This is a genomic window from Micromonospora violae, assembly GCF_004217135.1.
Classification (GTDB): domain Bacteria; phylum Actinomycetota; class Actinomycetes; order Mycobacteriales; family Micromonosporaceae; genus Micromonospora; species Micromonospora violae.
Map to the genome: position 1 here is coordinate 4,207,421 of NZ_SHKK01000001.1, position 14,020 is coordinate 4,221,440.

General features: G+C 72.2%; 15 protein-coding genes and 1 riboswitch. Of the genes, 5 read left to right on the forward strand and 10 right to left on the reverse strand.

Going from position 1 to position 14,020, the window contains the following annotated elements:
• Nucleotides 1–15: 15 nt before the first annotated feature.
• The 5 genes from EV382_RS18535 to EV382_RS18555 form a co-directional block, all read right to left on the reverse strand.
• A complete protein-coding gene (locus tag EV382_RS18535) occupies nt 16–1,989 on the reverse strand; it encodes an acyl-CoA dehydrogenase family protein (protein WP_130403618.1) in 1,974 nt (657 codons plus the stop codon).
• 86 nt (nt 1,990–2,075) lie between these two features.
• Complete coding sequence (locus tag EV382_RS18540; RefSeq protein WP_130403620.1) at nt 2,076–2,579, reverse strand: DUF6328 family protein; 504 nt, start codon at nt 2,577–2,579, stop codon at nt 2,076–2,078.
• Nucleotides 2,580–2,698: 119 nt separating this feature from the next.
• Nucleotides 2,699–3,448: a sugar isomerase domain-containing protein gene (locus EV382_RS18545; protein ID WP_130403622.1), complete on the reverse strand. Its 750-nt coding sequence runs from the start codon at nt 3,446–3,448 to the stop codon at nt 2,699–2,701.
• On the reverse strand, nt 3,445–4,251 hold the full coding sequence (locus tag EV382_RS18550; RefSeq protein ID WP_130403624.1) for an AAC(3) family N-acetyltransferase: 807 nt from the start codon (nt 4,249–4,251) through the stop codon (nt 3,445–3,447). The genes EV382_RS18545 and EV382_RS18550 overlap by 4 nt, the downstream gene beginning before the upstream one ends.
• A gap of 29 nt (nt 4,252–4,280) precedes the next feature.
• A complete protein-coding gene (locus EV382_RS18555) occupies nt 4,281–5,129 on the reverse strand; it encodes an alpha/beta fold hydrolase (RefSeq protein ID WP_130403626.1) in 849 nt (282 codons plus the stop codon).
• A gap of 106 nt (nt 5,130–5,235) precedes the next feature.
• Nucleotides 5,236–5,340, forward strand: a riboswitch (TPP riboswitch).
• A 73-nt stretch (nt 5,341–5,413) separates the two neighbouring features.
• On the opposite strand from EV382_RS18555, the gene EV382_RS18560 reads away from it, so the two are divergent.
• The 3 genes from EV382_RS18560 (at nt 5,414) to EV382_RS18570 (ending at nt 8,351) form a co-directional block, all read left to right on the forward strand.
• Nucleotides 5,414–6,001 carry an ECF transporter S component gene (locus tag EV382_RS18560; RefSeq protein ID WP_130403628.1) on the forward strand — a complete coding sequence of 196 codons (588 nt, stop codon included), beginning with the start codon at nt 5,414–5,416 and terminating at the stop codon, nt 5,999–6,001.
• Nucleotides 6,002–6,123: 122 nt separating this feature from the next.
• Nucleotides 6,124–7,551: an ABC transporter ATP-binding protein gene (locus EV382_RS18565; RefSeq protein WP_130403630.1), complete on the forward strand. Its 1,428-nt coding sequence runs from the start codon at nt 6,124–6,126 to the stop codon at nt 7,549–7,551.
• Entirely contained in the window at nt 7,551–8,351 is an 801-nt protein-coding gene (locus EV382_RS18570) for an energy-coupling factor transporter transmembrane component T family protein (protein ID WP_130403632.1), read from the forward strand. Before EV382_RS18565 ends, EV382_RS18570 begins: the two co-directional genes overlap by 1 nt.
• Before the next feature lie 159 nt (nt 8,352–8,510).
• Here EV382_RS18570 and EV382_RS18575 read toward each other — a convergent pair whose 3' ends face one another.
• On the reverse strand, nt 8,511–8,891 hold the full coding sequence (locus EV382_RS18575) for a hypothetical protein (RefSeq protein ID WP_130403634.1): 381 nt from the start codon (nt 8,889–8,891) through the stop codon (nt 8,511–8,513).
• 290 nt (nt 8,892–9,181) lie between these two features.
• Between EV382_RS18575 and EV382_RS18580 the strand changes: the two genes are divergently transcribed.
• On the forward strand, nt 9,182–9,478 hold the full coding sequence (locus EV382_RS18580) for a thiamine-binding protein (protein ID WP_130403636.1): 297 nt from the start codon (nt 9,182–9,184) through the stop codon (nt 9,476–9,478).
• A gap of 188 nt (nt 9,479–9,666) precedes the next feature.
• Nucleotides 9,667–11,109, forward strand: a complete 1,443-nt coding sequence (gene gndA, locus EV382_RS18585; RefSeq protein ID WP_130403638.1) for an NADP-dependent phosphogluconate dehydrogenase — start codon at nt 9,667–9,669, stop codon at nt 11,107–11,109.
• A 280-nt stretch (nt 11,110–11,389) separates the two neighbouring features.
• Here the strand turns inward: gndA and EV382_RS18590 are convergent, their stop codons facing one another.
• The 4 genes from EV382_RS18590 to EV382_RS18610 form a co-directional block, all read right to left on the reverse strand.
• The gene (locus EV382_RS18590; RefSeq protein WP_130403640.1) at nt 11,390–12,151 is read right to left on the reverse strand and encodes a pirin family protein; all 762 of its coding nucleotides are present in this window, start codon (nt 12,149–12,151) and stop codon (nt 11,390–11,392) included.
• Entirely contained in the window at nt 12,148–12,375 is a 228-nt protein-coding gene (locus EV382_RS18595) for a thioredoxin reductase (protein WP_130403642.1), read from the reverse strand. The genes EV382_RS18590 and EV382_RS18595 overlap by 4 nt, the downstream gene beginning before the upstream one ends.
• Nucleotides 12,376–12,949: 574 nt before the next feature.
• A complete protein-coding gene (locus tag EV382_RS18605) occupies nt 12,950–13,135 on the reverse strand; it encodes a hypothetical protein (RefSeq protein WP_124820420.1) in 186 nt (61 codons plus the stop codon).
• Between the two features lie 71 nt (nt 13,136–13,206).
• On the reverse strand, nt 13,207–14,019 hold the full coding sequence (locus EV382_RS18610) for an isoprenyl transferase (RefSeq protein ID WP_130403644.1): 813 nt from the start codon (nt 14,017–14,019) through the stop codon (nt 13,207–13,209).
• Between the last annotated feature and the right edge of the window lies 1 nt (nt 14,020).

Here is a 14,020-nt window from a genome sequence, read left to right on the forward strand (position 1 = left end):
CCACGCCGGCCCGGTTCACGGCTTCGGGGGGATGCGACGGCGGACGTCCTCGGCGGTGGACGGGCCGGGCGACCAGCGGGCCACCCAGGGCAGCTCGTCGGACGGGGTGAGCACGCCCTCCTCCAGGCCCGCGTACCGGCCGGCGAGGATGCGCCTCGCGGCGGCGGTGTCGACCGAGTCGGTGTTGTCCCACAGTGCGGCGAACAGGGCATCCACCCGTACCCGTGCCTGCCGGCAGAACAGATCGGCCAGCTCGACGTTCTCCGGGCGGCTGTCCCGTTCGGCGGCGGCCCGGACGCAGACCGCGGACATCGCGAACAACTCCGCGCCGATGTCCACCACCCGGCCGAGGAACGCCTGCTTGCGCTCCATCTTTCCCTGCCAGCGCGACATCGCGTAGAACGTCGACCGGGCCAGCTTGCGCGACGACCGCTCCACCTGGCGCAGGTGCGCGGCGAGCCGGCCGAACTCGGCGTACGCCGTGGGGCGCTGCCCCCGGCCCACGGCGAGCGTGGGCAGCCACTTCGCGTAGAAGGCGCCCGCTCGCGCGCCGGCTCGGGCCTTGCGGCCCAACCCCGCGTCCGGGTCGATGATGTCGCCGGCCACCGACAGGTGGGCGTCGACCGCCTCCCGCGCGATCAGCAGGTGCATGATCTCGGTCGAGCCCTCGAAGATCCGGTTGATGCGCAGGTCGCGCATCATCTGTTCGACGGCGGCGGCGCGTTCGCCCCGGGCGGCCAGCGAGTCGGCCGTCTCGTAGCCGCGCCCGCCCCGGATCTGGATCAGCTCGTCGGCGATCTTCCAGGCCATCTCGCTGGCGTACAGCTTGACCAGCGCGGCTTCGATCCGGATGTCGTTGCGGTCGTCGTCGGCGAGCAGGCAGCAGAGGTCGAGCATGGTCTCCATGCCGTACGTGGTGGCGGCGATGAAGGAGAGCTTCTGCGCGACCGCCTCGTGCTCGCCCACCGGTCGTCCCCACTGGACCCGGTCGGCGGCCCACCCGCGGGCCACGTTCAACGCCCACTTGCCGGCGCCCACGCACATCGCCGGTAGCGAGAGCCGGCCGGTGTTCAGCGTGGTCAGGGCGATCTTCAGCCCCTTGCCCTCGCCGCCGATGACGTTCTCGGCGGGGACGAACACGTCGTGGAACCGGGTCAGGCTGTTCTCCAGGCCGCGCAGGCCGATGAACTCGTTGCGCCGTTCGACGGTGATGCCGGCGCTGTCGCCGTCCACCACGAACGCGGTGATCCCGCCGCGACGCCCCTCGCTGGCCGGCACCCGGGCCATCACCACCAGCAGGGTGGCCACGATGCCGTTGGTGGCCCAGAGCTTCACCCCGTTGAGCCGGTAACCCGTGCCGTCCTCGGTCGGCTCGGCGACGGTGCCCAGGCGGGCCGGGTCGGAGCCGACATCCGGCTCGGTGAGCAGGAACGCGGACACCTCACCGGCGGCGAGCCGGGGCAGGAAGCGTTGCTTCTGCTCGGCGGTGCCGAACATCTTCAGTGGCTGCGGCACGCCGATCGACTGGTGGGCCGAGAGCAGCGCGCCGATGGCCGGGCTGACCGAACCGGCCAGCATGAGCGCCCGGCAGTAGTGCAGGTTGCTCAGCCCGAGACCGCCGTACTTCCGGTCGATCTTCATGCCGAACGCGCCGAGGTCGGCCAGGCCGTGGAACACCGAGTCGGGTATGGATGCGTCCCGTTCGATGGCGGCACCGTCCACCTCGGAGGTCAGGAAGGCGCGGAACCGACCAAGGAACTCCTCCGCGCGAGCCACGTCGTCCGGATCGGATCGGGGCCACGGATCGATCAGGTCGAGCCGGAGCCGGCCGAGGAACAACTCCTTGCCGAAGCTGGGCCGGTCCCAGGTGGACTCGCGGGCGGCCTCGGCGACCTGCCGGGCCTCCTTCTCGGAGACCTGCCCGGCGGCCGCGGTGGTGTCGGAGTCGGGGCCGTCCGGTGCCGGTCGGCCGTTCTGCGTCGTGGTCACGGCTGCCCCCTCGAAGCTCGATGCGGCTACCGCCACGCTACCCCCGGTTGTTACCCAGGGGTAGCGCTGCGTGAAGATCAACGCGGTCAGCGTCCGATGGTCGTGTCCGGGTCGTCGTCATCGTCGTCGATGTCGTCCTCACCCCAGTTACGCCGGGCGAACGGCAGGACCACCCAGAAGGCGAGGAACCAGATGCCGGCCAGCGCGCTGAGCACGAACGCGATGGGCCGGTCCAGCACGAAGTCGGTGATCAGCAGTACCGCGCTGACCATCGCGATCAGCATGAAGGCGAGGCCGCCGGTGGCCATCCGGTGCGCGAAGCGGACCAGCTCCGGCTTGCGACCCTGCCGGAACAGCGCCCGGTGGAACGCCACCGGCGAGATGATCAGCGCGGTGGCGGCGGCCGCCGCGAGCAACGCCACGATGTAGACGTCCCGCTGGAACTCGGTGGTCTCGGTGAACCCGTTGCTGAACGGCAGGGTGAGCAGGAAGGCGAAGAGGATCTGCACGCCGGTCTGGGCAACCCGCAACTCTTGCAGCAGGTCAGCGAAGTTGCGCTGCCAGCGCTGCTTCTCGGTCTCCTTGGACACGTGCTACCTCCGGTGAGACGCTACTGCCGGCGGTCCCGGCCGCCGGCAGCAACGCCAATGCCCCACCCGGCCGGGCGCGAAACAGGTTCACGACATCCGCCGTTATCGTGCTGGCGGCGTCAGGCTCCGCGTCGGATGCGGCCCGCGTACCGCGCCTCCAGCTCGTTGTTGTGCGCGTCCCCGTCCGGGATGTTCGCCGACAGGTAGACCGGGGGCCGCTCCCCCGCCGCCAGCAACCGCGCCACCACCTCAACGGTCACCTGCTGAGCCAGCAGCGCCGCGGTGATCGAGGAGACCGCGCCGACCGCGCCACCGCCGGGCAGGGGCAGCGTCGCATCGCCGTACGGCGCGCCGTTGTCGAGCACCACGTCGGCGAGGTCGCTCAGCTTGCGCCCGGACGGGTGCCGGGAGGTCATCCGGCCGGAGTGCTGCGCCGAGGTGATCGCCACCAGCCCGTGACCGCGCTCCTTCACCAGCGTGGCGAACTCCACCATCGCGCCGTTGACCCCGGAGTTCGAGGCGAGCACGAAGACGTCGGTGGGGCGCACCGGGGCCAGCTCGTAGAGGCGGTGCGCGACGGCCGGGTCCCGTTCCAGCAGCGGGCCGAGCCGTTCGGCCGGTTCGCCGCCGAGCAGCACCAGGTCGCGGAGCGCGATCCGGTTGGTCGGCACCAGTCCGCCCGCCCGTCCGGCGATCTCCATCGCGAGGGCCTCCGAGTGCCCGGTGCCGAACGCGTGCACCACGCCGTCGGCTCGGACGGCCTCGGCGATCAGGTCGGCGGCCCGCCCGACCGCCTCCCGCTGAGTGGTGGCCACCCGGCCGATCGTCTCGGTCACCACGGCCAGGTAATCCTCGGCGCTCACCGTCATACGTCCTCCGTCGTTCGGTTGCGGGCCAGCCAGCGAACCGCGAAGTCGACCGCCGCCCGCTGGCGCATCAACCTGCCGGTCCCGGTGCCGACCGGTGCGGTGCGGACCGCCCCGGTGGCCTCCAGGTCCCTGCCCAACGCCGCGAAGTCGTCCGCGTCGAGCCGTACGTCCTGCCACCACACCCACTCCCGACCACCGTCGGCGGTACGCACAGCGGCACCGACCCGTTCCCGGGGCGAGCCGGGGCAGCGGTACTCGGCCAGGTGCAGCGAGGTGCTCACCGAGTGGTCCACACCGAGCAGCAACACGTCGGCGTCCAGGTCGTGGAGGCGGGCCAGCGGGGAGCCCTCGCCGAGCATGTCCGCCCGGGTGTGCCCGGCGACCACCTGCTCGGCGGCGGGGCCGAGCGCGGCGAACGACACCTGCGGATGGGAGCTGCGCAGCGCCCCGGGCCAGCCGCGGACCGTCTCGGCGACCGCCCCCATGAACCGGCTGGGTGTGACCGCCGGGTCGAAGCCTGGCATCTCCGCGCGGATCAGCGGCCACCAACCCGCCGGCACCGGCGGGTTGCTCCACCGCGCGGGGTCGCTGTTGTCGGGTGTGTGGGTGGGCACGACGATCGTGCCGTCCGGGCCGAGCGCGTCGCGCAGGGCGAGCACCACCGCGTGCGGACCGCCGCTGACGAAGCCCAACGGACGCAGCGCGGCGTGCACCAGCAGCGTCGAGCCGGGGCGTACGCCCAGCACGCGCAGCTGCGCGGCGATCGAGCGACGGCTGCCCGGCCCGTTGGCGCCCGTCGTCACCACGACTCTCCCTCGTTGGCCCGCACCGCTCAGGCCGTTCCGCCGGCTTGGGCCGTTCCGCCGGTGCGGGCCAGGATCGCCTCGGCGAGCGGGGCCGGGGCGGTGTCCGGGATCCAGTGACTCACCCCGGCGAGCTGCACGAAGCGGTAGTCACCGGTGACGTTCGCCGCGCACGCCTCAGCGGCGGTCCGGCCGATCGCGACGTCCCGGTCACTCCAGACGTACGTGGTGGGCACCGCGACCGGGCCGACGTTGGCCAGGTCGGCGCGGGACATCGCCCGGTACCAGTTCAGCGCGGCCGTGAGCGCCCCCGGCTCGCGCATCGGGTCGGCGTACCGGTTCACCCGGGAGGAGTCGCCCACCCCGCCGAGCAGCTTGCGAAGCGCCGTCGCGTGCCACGCCAGCAGCACCTTCTCCGCCTTGTCCGGCTTGCGGAACAGCGCCATGTACGACGAGCGGGCCTTCTGTTGCCCATCGCTGGCGAGGGCGTGTGCCATGGCTGCCGGATGCGGTACGGACACCGCGGTCAACGTGTGGACCCGCTCGGGCTGCCGGGCGGCGACCGCCCAGGCCACGACCGCGCCCCAGTCGTGGCCGACCAGGTGGACGGCGTCCAGCCCGAGCGCGTCGAGCACCGCCACCACGTCGGTGACGAGTTCGGGGATCCGGTAGTCGGCCACCGCCGAGGGTCGGGCGCCGGGCGAGTAGCCGCGCTGGTCCAGCGCGTACGTGCGCAGCCCACCCGGGTGCAGCCTCGGCGTCACGTCGTCCCACTCACCGCTGTGTTGCGGGAAACCGTGCAGCAGCAGGACGGGTACGCCGTCCGGTGGACCGTCGACGGTCACGTCGAACGTGAAGCCTCGCGCGTCAACCCGCATGATCGGAAGCGTACCCAGGCTCGGGCCGGACGGCCGCTCCCGCAGGTCAGGCGGTGCCCAGCTGGGCTGGCGACCAGGGTCGGTGTTAGCGTCAGCGAGACAACTTCATATCCGACAGGGGAGCGCACAGCGCTGAGAGTGCGGGCACGCCCGCAGACCCTCGAACCTGATCTGGGTAATGCCAGCGCAGGGAGTTCGGTCGACCTCCAGCCGCGCCGCAGTCCGGTGCCACCGGGCGCGGCGTGCGTCTTCTCCTGGTTCTCTTCCTAGAACTGGGAGCAACCATGGACAACACCACCAATCGTTGGCGCACCATCGACATCGTGGTCGCCTCGGTGATCGCTGTCGCCTTCGGCGTCATCTTCTGGGCCTGGGGCCTGGTCTGGAGCGCCACCGAGGGTGCCTTCGCGTTCTTCCCGCCGGCGCAGACGCTGCTGTACGGCGTCTGGCTGATGCCGGCGGTGATCGGTGGGCTGGTCATCCGTAAGCCTGGCGCCGCGCTCTACTGCGAGACCGTGGCCGCGGTCCTGTCCGCGCTGCTGGGCAGCCAGTGGGCCGGCACGGTGATCCCGCAGGGCATCGTGCAGGGCATCGGCGCCGAGCTGGCCTTCGCCGCCTTCCGGTACCGGTCGTTCCGGCTGCCGACCGCGGTGTTCGCCGGTGCGCTGACCGGCCTCAGCGCCGCGCTGTTCGACTTCTTCGTCTGGAACGTCGACTACGCGCTGACCGACTACCGCATTCCGTACGCGCTGCTCACCATCGTCAGCGCCACCGTGATCGCCGGTTTCGGCGGCTGGCTGCTCACCAAGGCCCTGGCCAACACCGGCGTCCTGGACCGCTTCCCCGCCGGCCGAAACCGAGCCCTGATCTAACCCACCCCCACTCATTGGCGTTGATCAAGAGGTTTGCGTCAGCAAATCGGCTTCCGGTGACGCAAACCTCTTGATCAACGGGGGGCAAGAGGGGCAGGGCGGGGCTGGGAGGGGGTGGGGTCGTGGGCGGGGTACTGCTGCGGGGGTTCGGGTGGCGGCACGCCGGGCGACGGGCCTGGGCGGTGCGCGGGGTGGACCTGCAGATCGAGGCCGGGGAGCGGGTTCTGCTGCTCGGACCGTCCGGGGCGGGTAAGAGCACCCTGCTCAGCGCGCTGGCGGGGCTACTTCCCGAGGACTCCGGCGAGCAGGAGGGCACCGTCGAGATCGACGGGCTCGACCCCCGCAAAGGGCGGGAACGGGTCGGCGTGGTCTTCCAGGACCCGGAGACCCAACTGGTCATGGCGCGCTGCGGCGACGACGTCGCGTTCGGGCTGGAGAACCGGGGCGTGCCGGCCGACGAGATCTGGCCCCGGGTGGACGAGGCGCTGCACCGGGTCGGCTTCCCGTACCCCCGGGACCGCCACACCGCGGCGCTCTCCGGCGGCGAACAGCAACGCCTCGCCCTGGCCGGCGCGCTGGCCCTGCGCCCCGCACTGCTGCTGCTCGACGAGCCGACCGCCAACCTCGACCCGGCCGGGGCGGACCTGGTCCGGCACGCGGTGGCCAGCGCGCTGGACGCCGACACCACGCTGATCCTGGTCGAACACCGGGTCGCCGAGGCACTACCGCTGGTCGACCGGGTGGTCGTCCTGGAACCGGGTGGCGGCGTCCGCGCGGACGGCACCCCCGAGGCGGTCTTCGCCGCCCACGGCGCCGCCCTGGCCGCCGAGGGGGTCTGGGTGCCCGGTCACCCCATCGCGCGCCGGACGGCCACCACCAGCCCCGGGGAGCTGCTGCTCACCGCCGACCGGCTCGGCCTGCCGCCCCGGCTGGGCCACATCGACCTGACGGTACGCGCCGGTGAGGCACTCGCCGTACGCGGACCGAACGGTGCCGGGAAGTCCACCCTGGCGTTGCTGCTCGGCGGTCTGCTGCGGCCGGGCAGCGGGCGGGTCACCGCGTCCCCCGAGCTGGCCGACGCGCACCACCGCACTCCCCCGCACCGGTGGCGGGCCCCCGTGTTGGCCCGGCGGATCGGGTCGGTCTTCCAGGATCCGGAGCACCAGTTCGTCACCAGCACGGTCTTCGACGAGCTGGCGCTCGGCCCGCGCCGCACCGGGCAACCCGAGGCGACCGTCACGGAGACCGTGGCCGGGCTGCTGGACCGGCTGCGGCTGACCCGGCTCGCCGCTGCCAACCCGTACACCCTCTCCGGTGGCGAGGCGCGGCGGCTGAGCGTGGCGACCGCCCTGGCCACCGCGCCACGCCTGCTGATCTGCGACGAACCCACCTTCGGCCAGGACCGACGGACCTGGCGGGAGCTGGTCGACCTCTTCGCCGACCTGCGCGACGCCGGGCACGGCGTGGTCACGGTCACCCACGACGCGGACTTCGTCGCCGCGCTCGCCGACCGTACCGTCACCCTGCGACCCGCCTCGGACCACAACTGATGATCAGCATCGAACCGGTCGCCGCGCCGGACGCGCCGTTGGCCCGCCGCAACCCGGTGGCGAAGGTGGCCGCCGCACTCGCCTTCTCGTTCACCCTGCTGGCGACTCTGGACCCGGTGGCCCCGGCGATCGCCATCGCCATCGAACTGGCCGTCCTGCCGCTGTTCGGCATCCGCTACCGGGTACTGGCCCGGCGGGCCTGGCCACTGCTGCTCAGCGCCGCCGGCATCCTGGTCACCCTGGTGCTGTTCGCCGCCGACCGGTCCGGCCGGGTCCTTCTGGACGCGGGGCCGGTGCTGGTGAGCACCGGCGTGCTGCTCACCGCGCTCGGCCTGGTGCTGCGGGTTTTCGCGGTGGCGCTGCCCGGCGTGATCGTCTTCGCGACCACCGACCCCACCGACCTAGCCGACGCGTTGATCCAGAACGCGAAGGCGCCGGCCCGGTTCGCCATCGGGGCGCTGGCCGCGTTCCGGCTGGTGCCGCTGCTCGGTCAGGAGTGGCAGATGATCAGCATGGCTCGGCGTGCGCGGGGCGTCGACGCGGGACGCAACCCGCTGGCGAAGCTCCGGCTCTTCGCCTCCACCGCGTTCGCGCTGCTGGTGGGGGCGATCCGTCGAGGCACCCGGTTGGCGGTGGCGATGGACGCGCGTGGCTTCGATGCCGGCACCCCCCGTACCGTCGCCCGCAGGCAGCGCTTCACCCGCGCCGACACGCTCCTCATCCTCGGGGCCGTCGTGCTCGCCGCCGCCGCACTGGGCACAAGCGTCGCCCTGGGCACCTTCCGCCCTCTGATCAGCTGAGTCTGCCCGCCGCGCGTCGGCGGAATCCGCACGACGTCAGGGACGCGGTGACCTCCGTCGCCACCGCGTCCCTGCTGTCGTTGTCGTCACCCGGCGGGCGGCCCGATCAGCCCGCGGCCCGATCAGCCAGCGGGCGGCTCGATCAGCCAGCGGGCCCGATCAGCTGCGGCGGAAGGCGTAGCGGCGGGCCTGTCCGGCGTGCTGGCTGCGGCCGCCGCCGGAACGGTTGCCGCCGCCCTGGGGCGGACCGGCCGTCGGTGCCGATCGGCGCACGGCCGACTTCGGCAGCTCCCCCACCGCCGGCGCGTCGGCCACCGCCGGCACGTCGACCGTCGGCGGAACGTCCACCGGCAGCGCCACCTCGTCCGGGACCACCGCCGGCAGGACCGGCTCAGCCAGCACCGCCGGCAGGACCGGCTCGGCCGTGCGGTCGAGGGCGGGGAGGGTGGGTCGGAACGGTCCGTGGCCGGCCGCCGGGTCGACGCCGAGGGGCGTCGCCGACGGGGTACGGAACTTCTTCGGATTGCGCCTGGTAGGCATCCGGGCCTCCTTCAATGCCGACCGGAACGGCCGGTCCCGCGCTGCGGCGGTCGGTCGGATCGGCTGGTGACCGCCGTCGCGCGACGGTCGAGTGGGAAGGGACTGCTCACCGGGGCCAGGCAGGGCCATCGCCGCCGAACGGCGGGGAGGGGATGCGGGACGCCCGGGAGCGCACGGACCGCGACGCGGGACGGCGGGCCGGCTCGGAAAGGGGGCGTCAGTTACGCATGTCCGTACCCTAGGCCACCGCCCGACCGACGCGCATCCGGTTTTGCTGGCACGATCGGCACATGCTGATCGCGTTCTCGATCACCCCGCTCGGCGGTGACGATTCCGTGGGCGATCTGGTCGCCGAGGCGGTACGGGTGGTCCGGGCGTCCGGCCTGCCCAACCGGACCGATGCCATGTTCACCACCGTCGAGGGCGAATGGGACGAGGTGATGGCGGTGGTGAAGCGGGCGGTCGACGTGGTCGCCGCGCAGGCGCCCCGGGTGAGTGTGGTGCTCAAGGCCGACATTCGGCCCGGGGTCACCGACGCGCTCACCGGGAAGATCGCCCGAATCGAAGCCCGTCTCGCCGAAGGCTGACTCCCACCGGGCGCGATGACGACACGTTTCCCTGCGCGGGCCCGTCCACCACCGCCGAAAGCCCGAGCCGCCATCGACAACTGCCAGGTTACGGGCAGTAGCGGGACGCCGATCACTGGTCCGTATCGGCCCACATCACGGTAAGTTTTCAACCGCTGATAGTGGTGTGACGAGAGGTGGCGGCACGAATGGCTGATCAGGCGAGGGCACAAATCGGTGTGACCGGGCTGGCGGTGATGGGTCGCAATGTGGCCCGCAACCTGGCCCGCAACGGCTTCACGGTGGCGATCCACAACCGCTCGCCGGAGCGCACCCGCAGCCTGGTCGCCGAGCACGGCGACGAGGGCACGTTCGTGCCGGGCGAGACGATGGCCGACTTCGTGGCGTCGCTGGAGCGCCCCCGCGCGGTCATCGTCATGGTCAAGGCCGGCGCGCCCACCGACGCGGTGATCGACGAGTTGGTGCCGCTGCTCGACGAGGGCGACATCATCGTCGACTGTGGCAACGCCCACTTCGCCGACACCCGCCGTCGGGAGGAGGCGCTGCGGGCCCAGGGGCTGCACTTCAGCGGCACCGGCGTCTCCGGCGGCGAGGAGGGCGCACTGCGCGGGCCGAGCATCATGCCGGGCGGTTCCGCCGAGTCGTACGCCAAGCTCGGGCCGATGTTCGAGAAGATCGCCGCCCAGGTGGACGGCGTGCCGTGCTGCATGCACGTCGGGCCGGACGGCGCCGGGCACTTCGTCAAGATGGTGCACAACGGCATCGAGTACGCCGACATGCAGCTCATCGCCGAGGCGTACGACCTGCTTCGGGCCGGCCTGGACGCGACGCCGGCCGAGATCGCGGAGATCTTCCGCGACTGGAACAACGGCGAGCTGGAGTCGTTCCTCATCGAGATCACCGCCGACGTGCTCGCGCACACCGACGCGGCGACCGGCCGGTCCTTCGTGGACATCGTGCAGGACCGGGCCGAGCAGAAGGGCACCGGTCGGTGGACCGTGCAGAGCGCACTGGACCTGGGCATTCCGATCACCGGGATCGCCGAGGCGACGTTCGCGCGCTCGCTCTCCGGGCACGTCGACCAGCGCGAGGCGGCCCGTCGGGCATTCCCCGACGCGGGTGAGAAGTGGCAGGTCAGCGACCGGGAGACCTTCGTCGAGGACGTCCGCCGGGCGCTGCTCGCTTCCAAGATCGTCGCGTACGCGCAGGGCTTCGACCACATCCGCGCGGGCAGCCAGGAATACAACTGGGACATCGACCTCGGCGGCACCGCGACGATCTGGCGGGGCGGCTGCATCATCCGGGCCCGCTTCCTCAACCGGATCCGCGAGGCGTACGACGAGCAGCCCGACCTGCCGACGCTGCTGGTGGCGCCGTACTTCGCCGAGGCGGTCAGCGCTGGCGTACCGAGTTGGCGACGGGTGGTGGCCGACGCGACCCGGGCGGGTGTACCGACGCCCGCCTTCTCGTCGTCGCTGGCGTACTTCGACGCGCTGCGCGCGGAGCGGCTGCCCGCCGCGCTGATCCAGGGTCTGCGGGACAACTTCGGCGCGCACACCTACCAGCGGGTGGACCGCGACGGCTCGTTCCACACCACCTGGGCCGCCGACCGCACCGAGTCCCCGGCGTAGCCGGCCCGGCGCCCCCGCGCCCGCACCGGGCTCGATTCTGGCCGTGGTGGCCTCCCACGCAGGGAGGCCACCACGGCCATTTGGCGCAAGATCCCAGAGCGGAGACAGCCCGGCTCCGTCGATCAAGGAGTTGTGGTGCCCGGCTTGGGGCCGGGAGGGCGATTTGTCACCCACCACAACCCCATGATCGACGGGGCGGGGTGGGGCGGGGCGGGGTGGGGCGGGGCGGGTTGGGGCGGGGTGGGGTGGGGCGGGGTGGGGTGGGGCGGGTGGGGGCGGGTCAGGCGACCGTGGCGTGCATCTCCCAGACGAGGATCTCGGCCGGTTCGTCGGCGGTGACCCGCCGGCCACCGGTCATGGTGAGCCGGGCCGCGTCGCCACTGCCGAGCGGGCCGCTGCCCTCCAGGGTCACCGTGCCGTTGGGCACGTAGAGGTGCACGTAGGGCGCGTCGGGGATGGTGACCTCGTCGCCGGGGGCGAGCCGGGCGGCGTGCAGCGTCGCGTACCGGTTGCGGATTCGGATCGCGGACGCCCCGTCGTAGCGCTCCATCCCGGAGGCGACCGGCACCAGACCCCCGCGGAGCAGCTCGTCCTCGATCTCCAACTGCTCGTAGCCGGGGTCGATGCCCTCCTCGTCGGGGAGCACCCACATCTGCACGAAGTGCACCGGGTCGCTGTGCGGCTCCTGGTTGTTGAGCCGCCAGGCGTCGTTCTTCTCCGAGTGCAGAATGCCGGTGCCGGCGCTCATCCGCTGGGCCAGCCCCGGGTAGATCACCCCGGAGTGCCCGGTCGAGTCCTGGTGCACCAGCGAACCGCGCAGCACCCAGGTCACAATTTCCATGTCCTGGTGCGGGTGGGTCTCGAAGCCGGCCCCCGGTCGGACCACGTCGTCGTTGTTGACCAGCAGCAGACCGTGGTGGGTGTTGGCCGGGTCGTAGTGCCGGGAGAACGAGAAGGAGTGCTTGGAGTCCAGCCAGGAGATCCGGGTGGCGAAGCGATCATCGGCCCGACGGATGTCGACAGCGGGTGCGGGCGCGGTCACCAGGCACGCTGCCCGGCGTCGGGGGTCGACGGTGCCCAACTCATTGCCGGCTCACCGATGGCCAGTTCGGCGATCTCGCCGGTGCGCAGCTGCGGTGTGTGGCCGAACTCGGCGCAGTGCTGCTCGGCGATCTCGGCGCAGATCTCGGCCACCTGCTCGCAGATCGGATCGCCCAGATCGGCGGCGTTCAACGCCATGATCATCTTGAATCGGAGATCCCGCATATCTCCCCCAACCGCCGTCGTCCCACCACCTCCGGACCCTACCCGCCGCCCTTGCACAGGACCCCGAAACGACCGCACCCACCCGCGCGTATACCGCCCCCGATCAGGAGCTGCCCCAACCGCGCAGCCCACCCTGCCCATCCGCCCCACCCCTTCGCTCACCCCGCCCCGCCCCGCCCCACCCGTCCGCCACGCCCTAGCCCCGCCCCACCCGTCCGCTCTCACCCGCCCGTTCGCCTCGCCTGTCGCCCTGCCCCGCCCCGCCGTCCTCGCTCCTGACCCACCCCGACCCACCCGACCCCGACTGGGTCGATCATGGAGTTGTGGTGGGGGATGCAAGTCGCAAAAGCACCGAATCTTCCCACCACAACTCCATGATCGACCGGGGCATGGCGGGCGGGGTGAACGGCGAGCGCGGGGGCGGGGGGCGAGGGCGCGAGGGCGCGGGGGCGCGGGGGCGCGGGGGCGCGGGGGCGCGGGTGGGGGTGGGGGCGCGGGTGGGGGCGGGGGCGGGGATGCGGCGACGCCGCCCGCAAGGGGTGCGGGCGGCGTCGGGGACGGGTGGGGGGGATGGTCAGAAGAAGCGGCGGCGCTTGGCCTTCTGCGGACGCATCAGGTCCGCACCCTTGGTCAGCAACCGGGTCGCCCCGGAGGGACCACGCCGGGCCTCCAGGGTATGGCTGAGTCGTCGGGCACCGGCTGCGGCCAACGGCACCGCGACCGCCATCACCGCCCACTGGGCAATGCGCTTCTGGATCATGTGGGTTCACCTCCGTCAGTGGCTTCTGACGTCTCTGATACCCAGAGTGACGTGCGGGTAAGCGCGTGGGCTCAGATAACCGGTGCGACCGGGTTGGGCAGCGCGCCGCCGAAGCGTCGGTCGCGCTGCGCGTACAACTCGCAGGCGTACCAGAGGTGACGGCGGTCAAAGTCGGGCCAGAGCGTGTCCAGGAAGACCAGCTCGGCGTACGCGGTCTGCCAGAGCAGGAAGTTGGAGATCCGCTCCTCCCCGGAGGGGCGCAGGAACAGGTCGACCTCCGGGATCTCCGGGTGGTAGAGGTACTTCGCCACGGTCTTCTCGGTGACCTTCGCCGGATCCAACCGGCCGGCCGCCACATCCCGCGCGATCGCGGCGGCGGCGTCACCGATCTCGGCCTGCCCGCCGTAGTTGACGCAGAACTGCAGGGTCAGCGTCGTGTTGTCGCGGGACATCTCCTCGGCGGTCTGCAACTCGGAGATGACGCTCTTCCACAGCCGACCGGACCGGCCCGACCACACCACCCGGACCCCGAGGTCGACCAGTTGGTCCCGGCGGCGACGGATCACGTCCCGGTTGAAACCCATCAGGAACCGGACCTCGTCGGGCGAGCGCCGCCAGTTCTCGGTGGAGAACGCGTACGCCGACAGGTACGGGATGCCCATCTCGATGGCACCCTCGATGGTGTCGAAGAGGCTGTGCTCCCCCGCCTCGTGCCCCTTGGTGCGGGGCAGCCCGCGGTCCTTGGCCCAGCGGCCGTTGCCGTCCATCACCACCGCCACGTGCTTCGGCACCGCCTCGGTGGGCAGCGCCGGAGGGCGGGCCCCGGACGGGTGTGGTGTGGGCGGGGTCGGCTCGCGTCGGCCGGCCTTCTTCGATCGGATCACT

Excerpts from the sequence above, each read along its gene's own strand:
- EV382_RS18545 (WP_130403622.1), bottom strand. The coding sequence starts at position 3,448 with ATGACGGTGAGCGCCGAGGATTACCTGGCCGTGGTGACCGAGACGATC.
- EV382_RS18555 (WP_130403626.1), bottom strand. The coding sequence starts at position 5,129 with ATGCGGGTTGACGCGCGAGGCTTCACGTTCGACGTGACCGTCGACGGT.
- EV382_RS18560 (WP_130403628.1), top strand. The coding sequence starts at position 5,414 with ATGGACAACACCACCAATCGTTGGCGCACCATCGACATCGTGGTCGCC.
- EV382_RS18570 (WP_130403632.1), top strand. The coding sequence starts at position 7,551 with ATGATCAGCATCGAACCGGTCGCCGCGCCGGACGCGCCGTTGGCCCGC.
- EV382_RS18575 (WP_130403634.1), bottom strand. The coding sequence starts at position 8,891 with ATGCCTACCAGGCGCAATCCGAAGAAGTTCCGTACCCCGTCGGCGACG.
- EV382_RS18580 (WP_130403636.1), top strand. The coding sequence starts at position 9,182 with ATGCTGATCGCGTTCTCGATCACCCCGCTCGGCGGTGACGATTCCGTG.
- gndA (WP_130403638.1), top strand. The coding sequence starts at position 9,667 with ATGGCTGATCAGGCGAGGGCACAAATCGGTGTGACCGGGCTGGCGGTG.
- EV382_RS18595 (WP_130403642.1), bottom strand. The coding sequence starts at position 12,375 with ATGCGGGATCTCCGATTCAAGATGATCATGGCGTTGAACGCCGCCGAT.
- EV382_RS18605 (WP_124820420.1), bottom strand. The coding sequence starts at position 13,135 with ATGATCCAGAAGCGCATTGCCCAGTGGGCGGTGATGGCGGTCGCGGTG.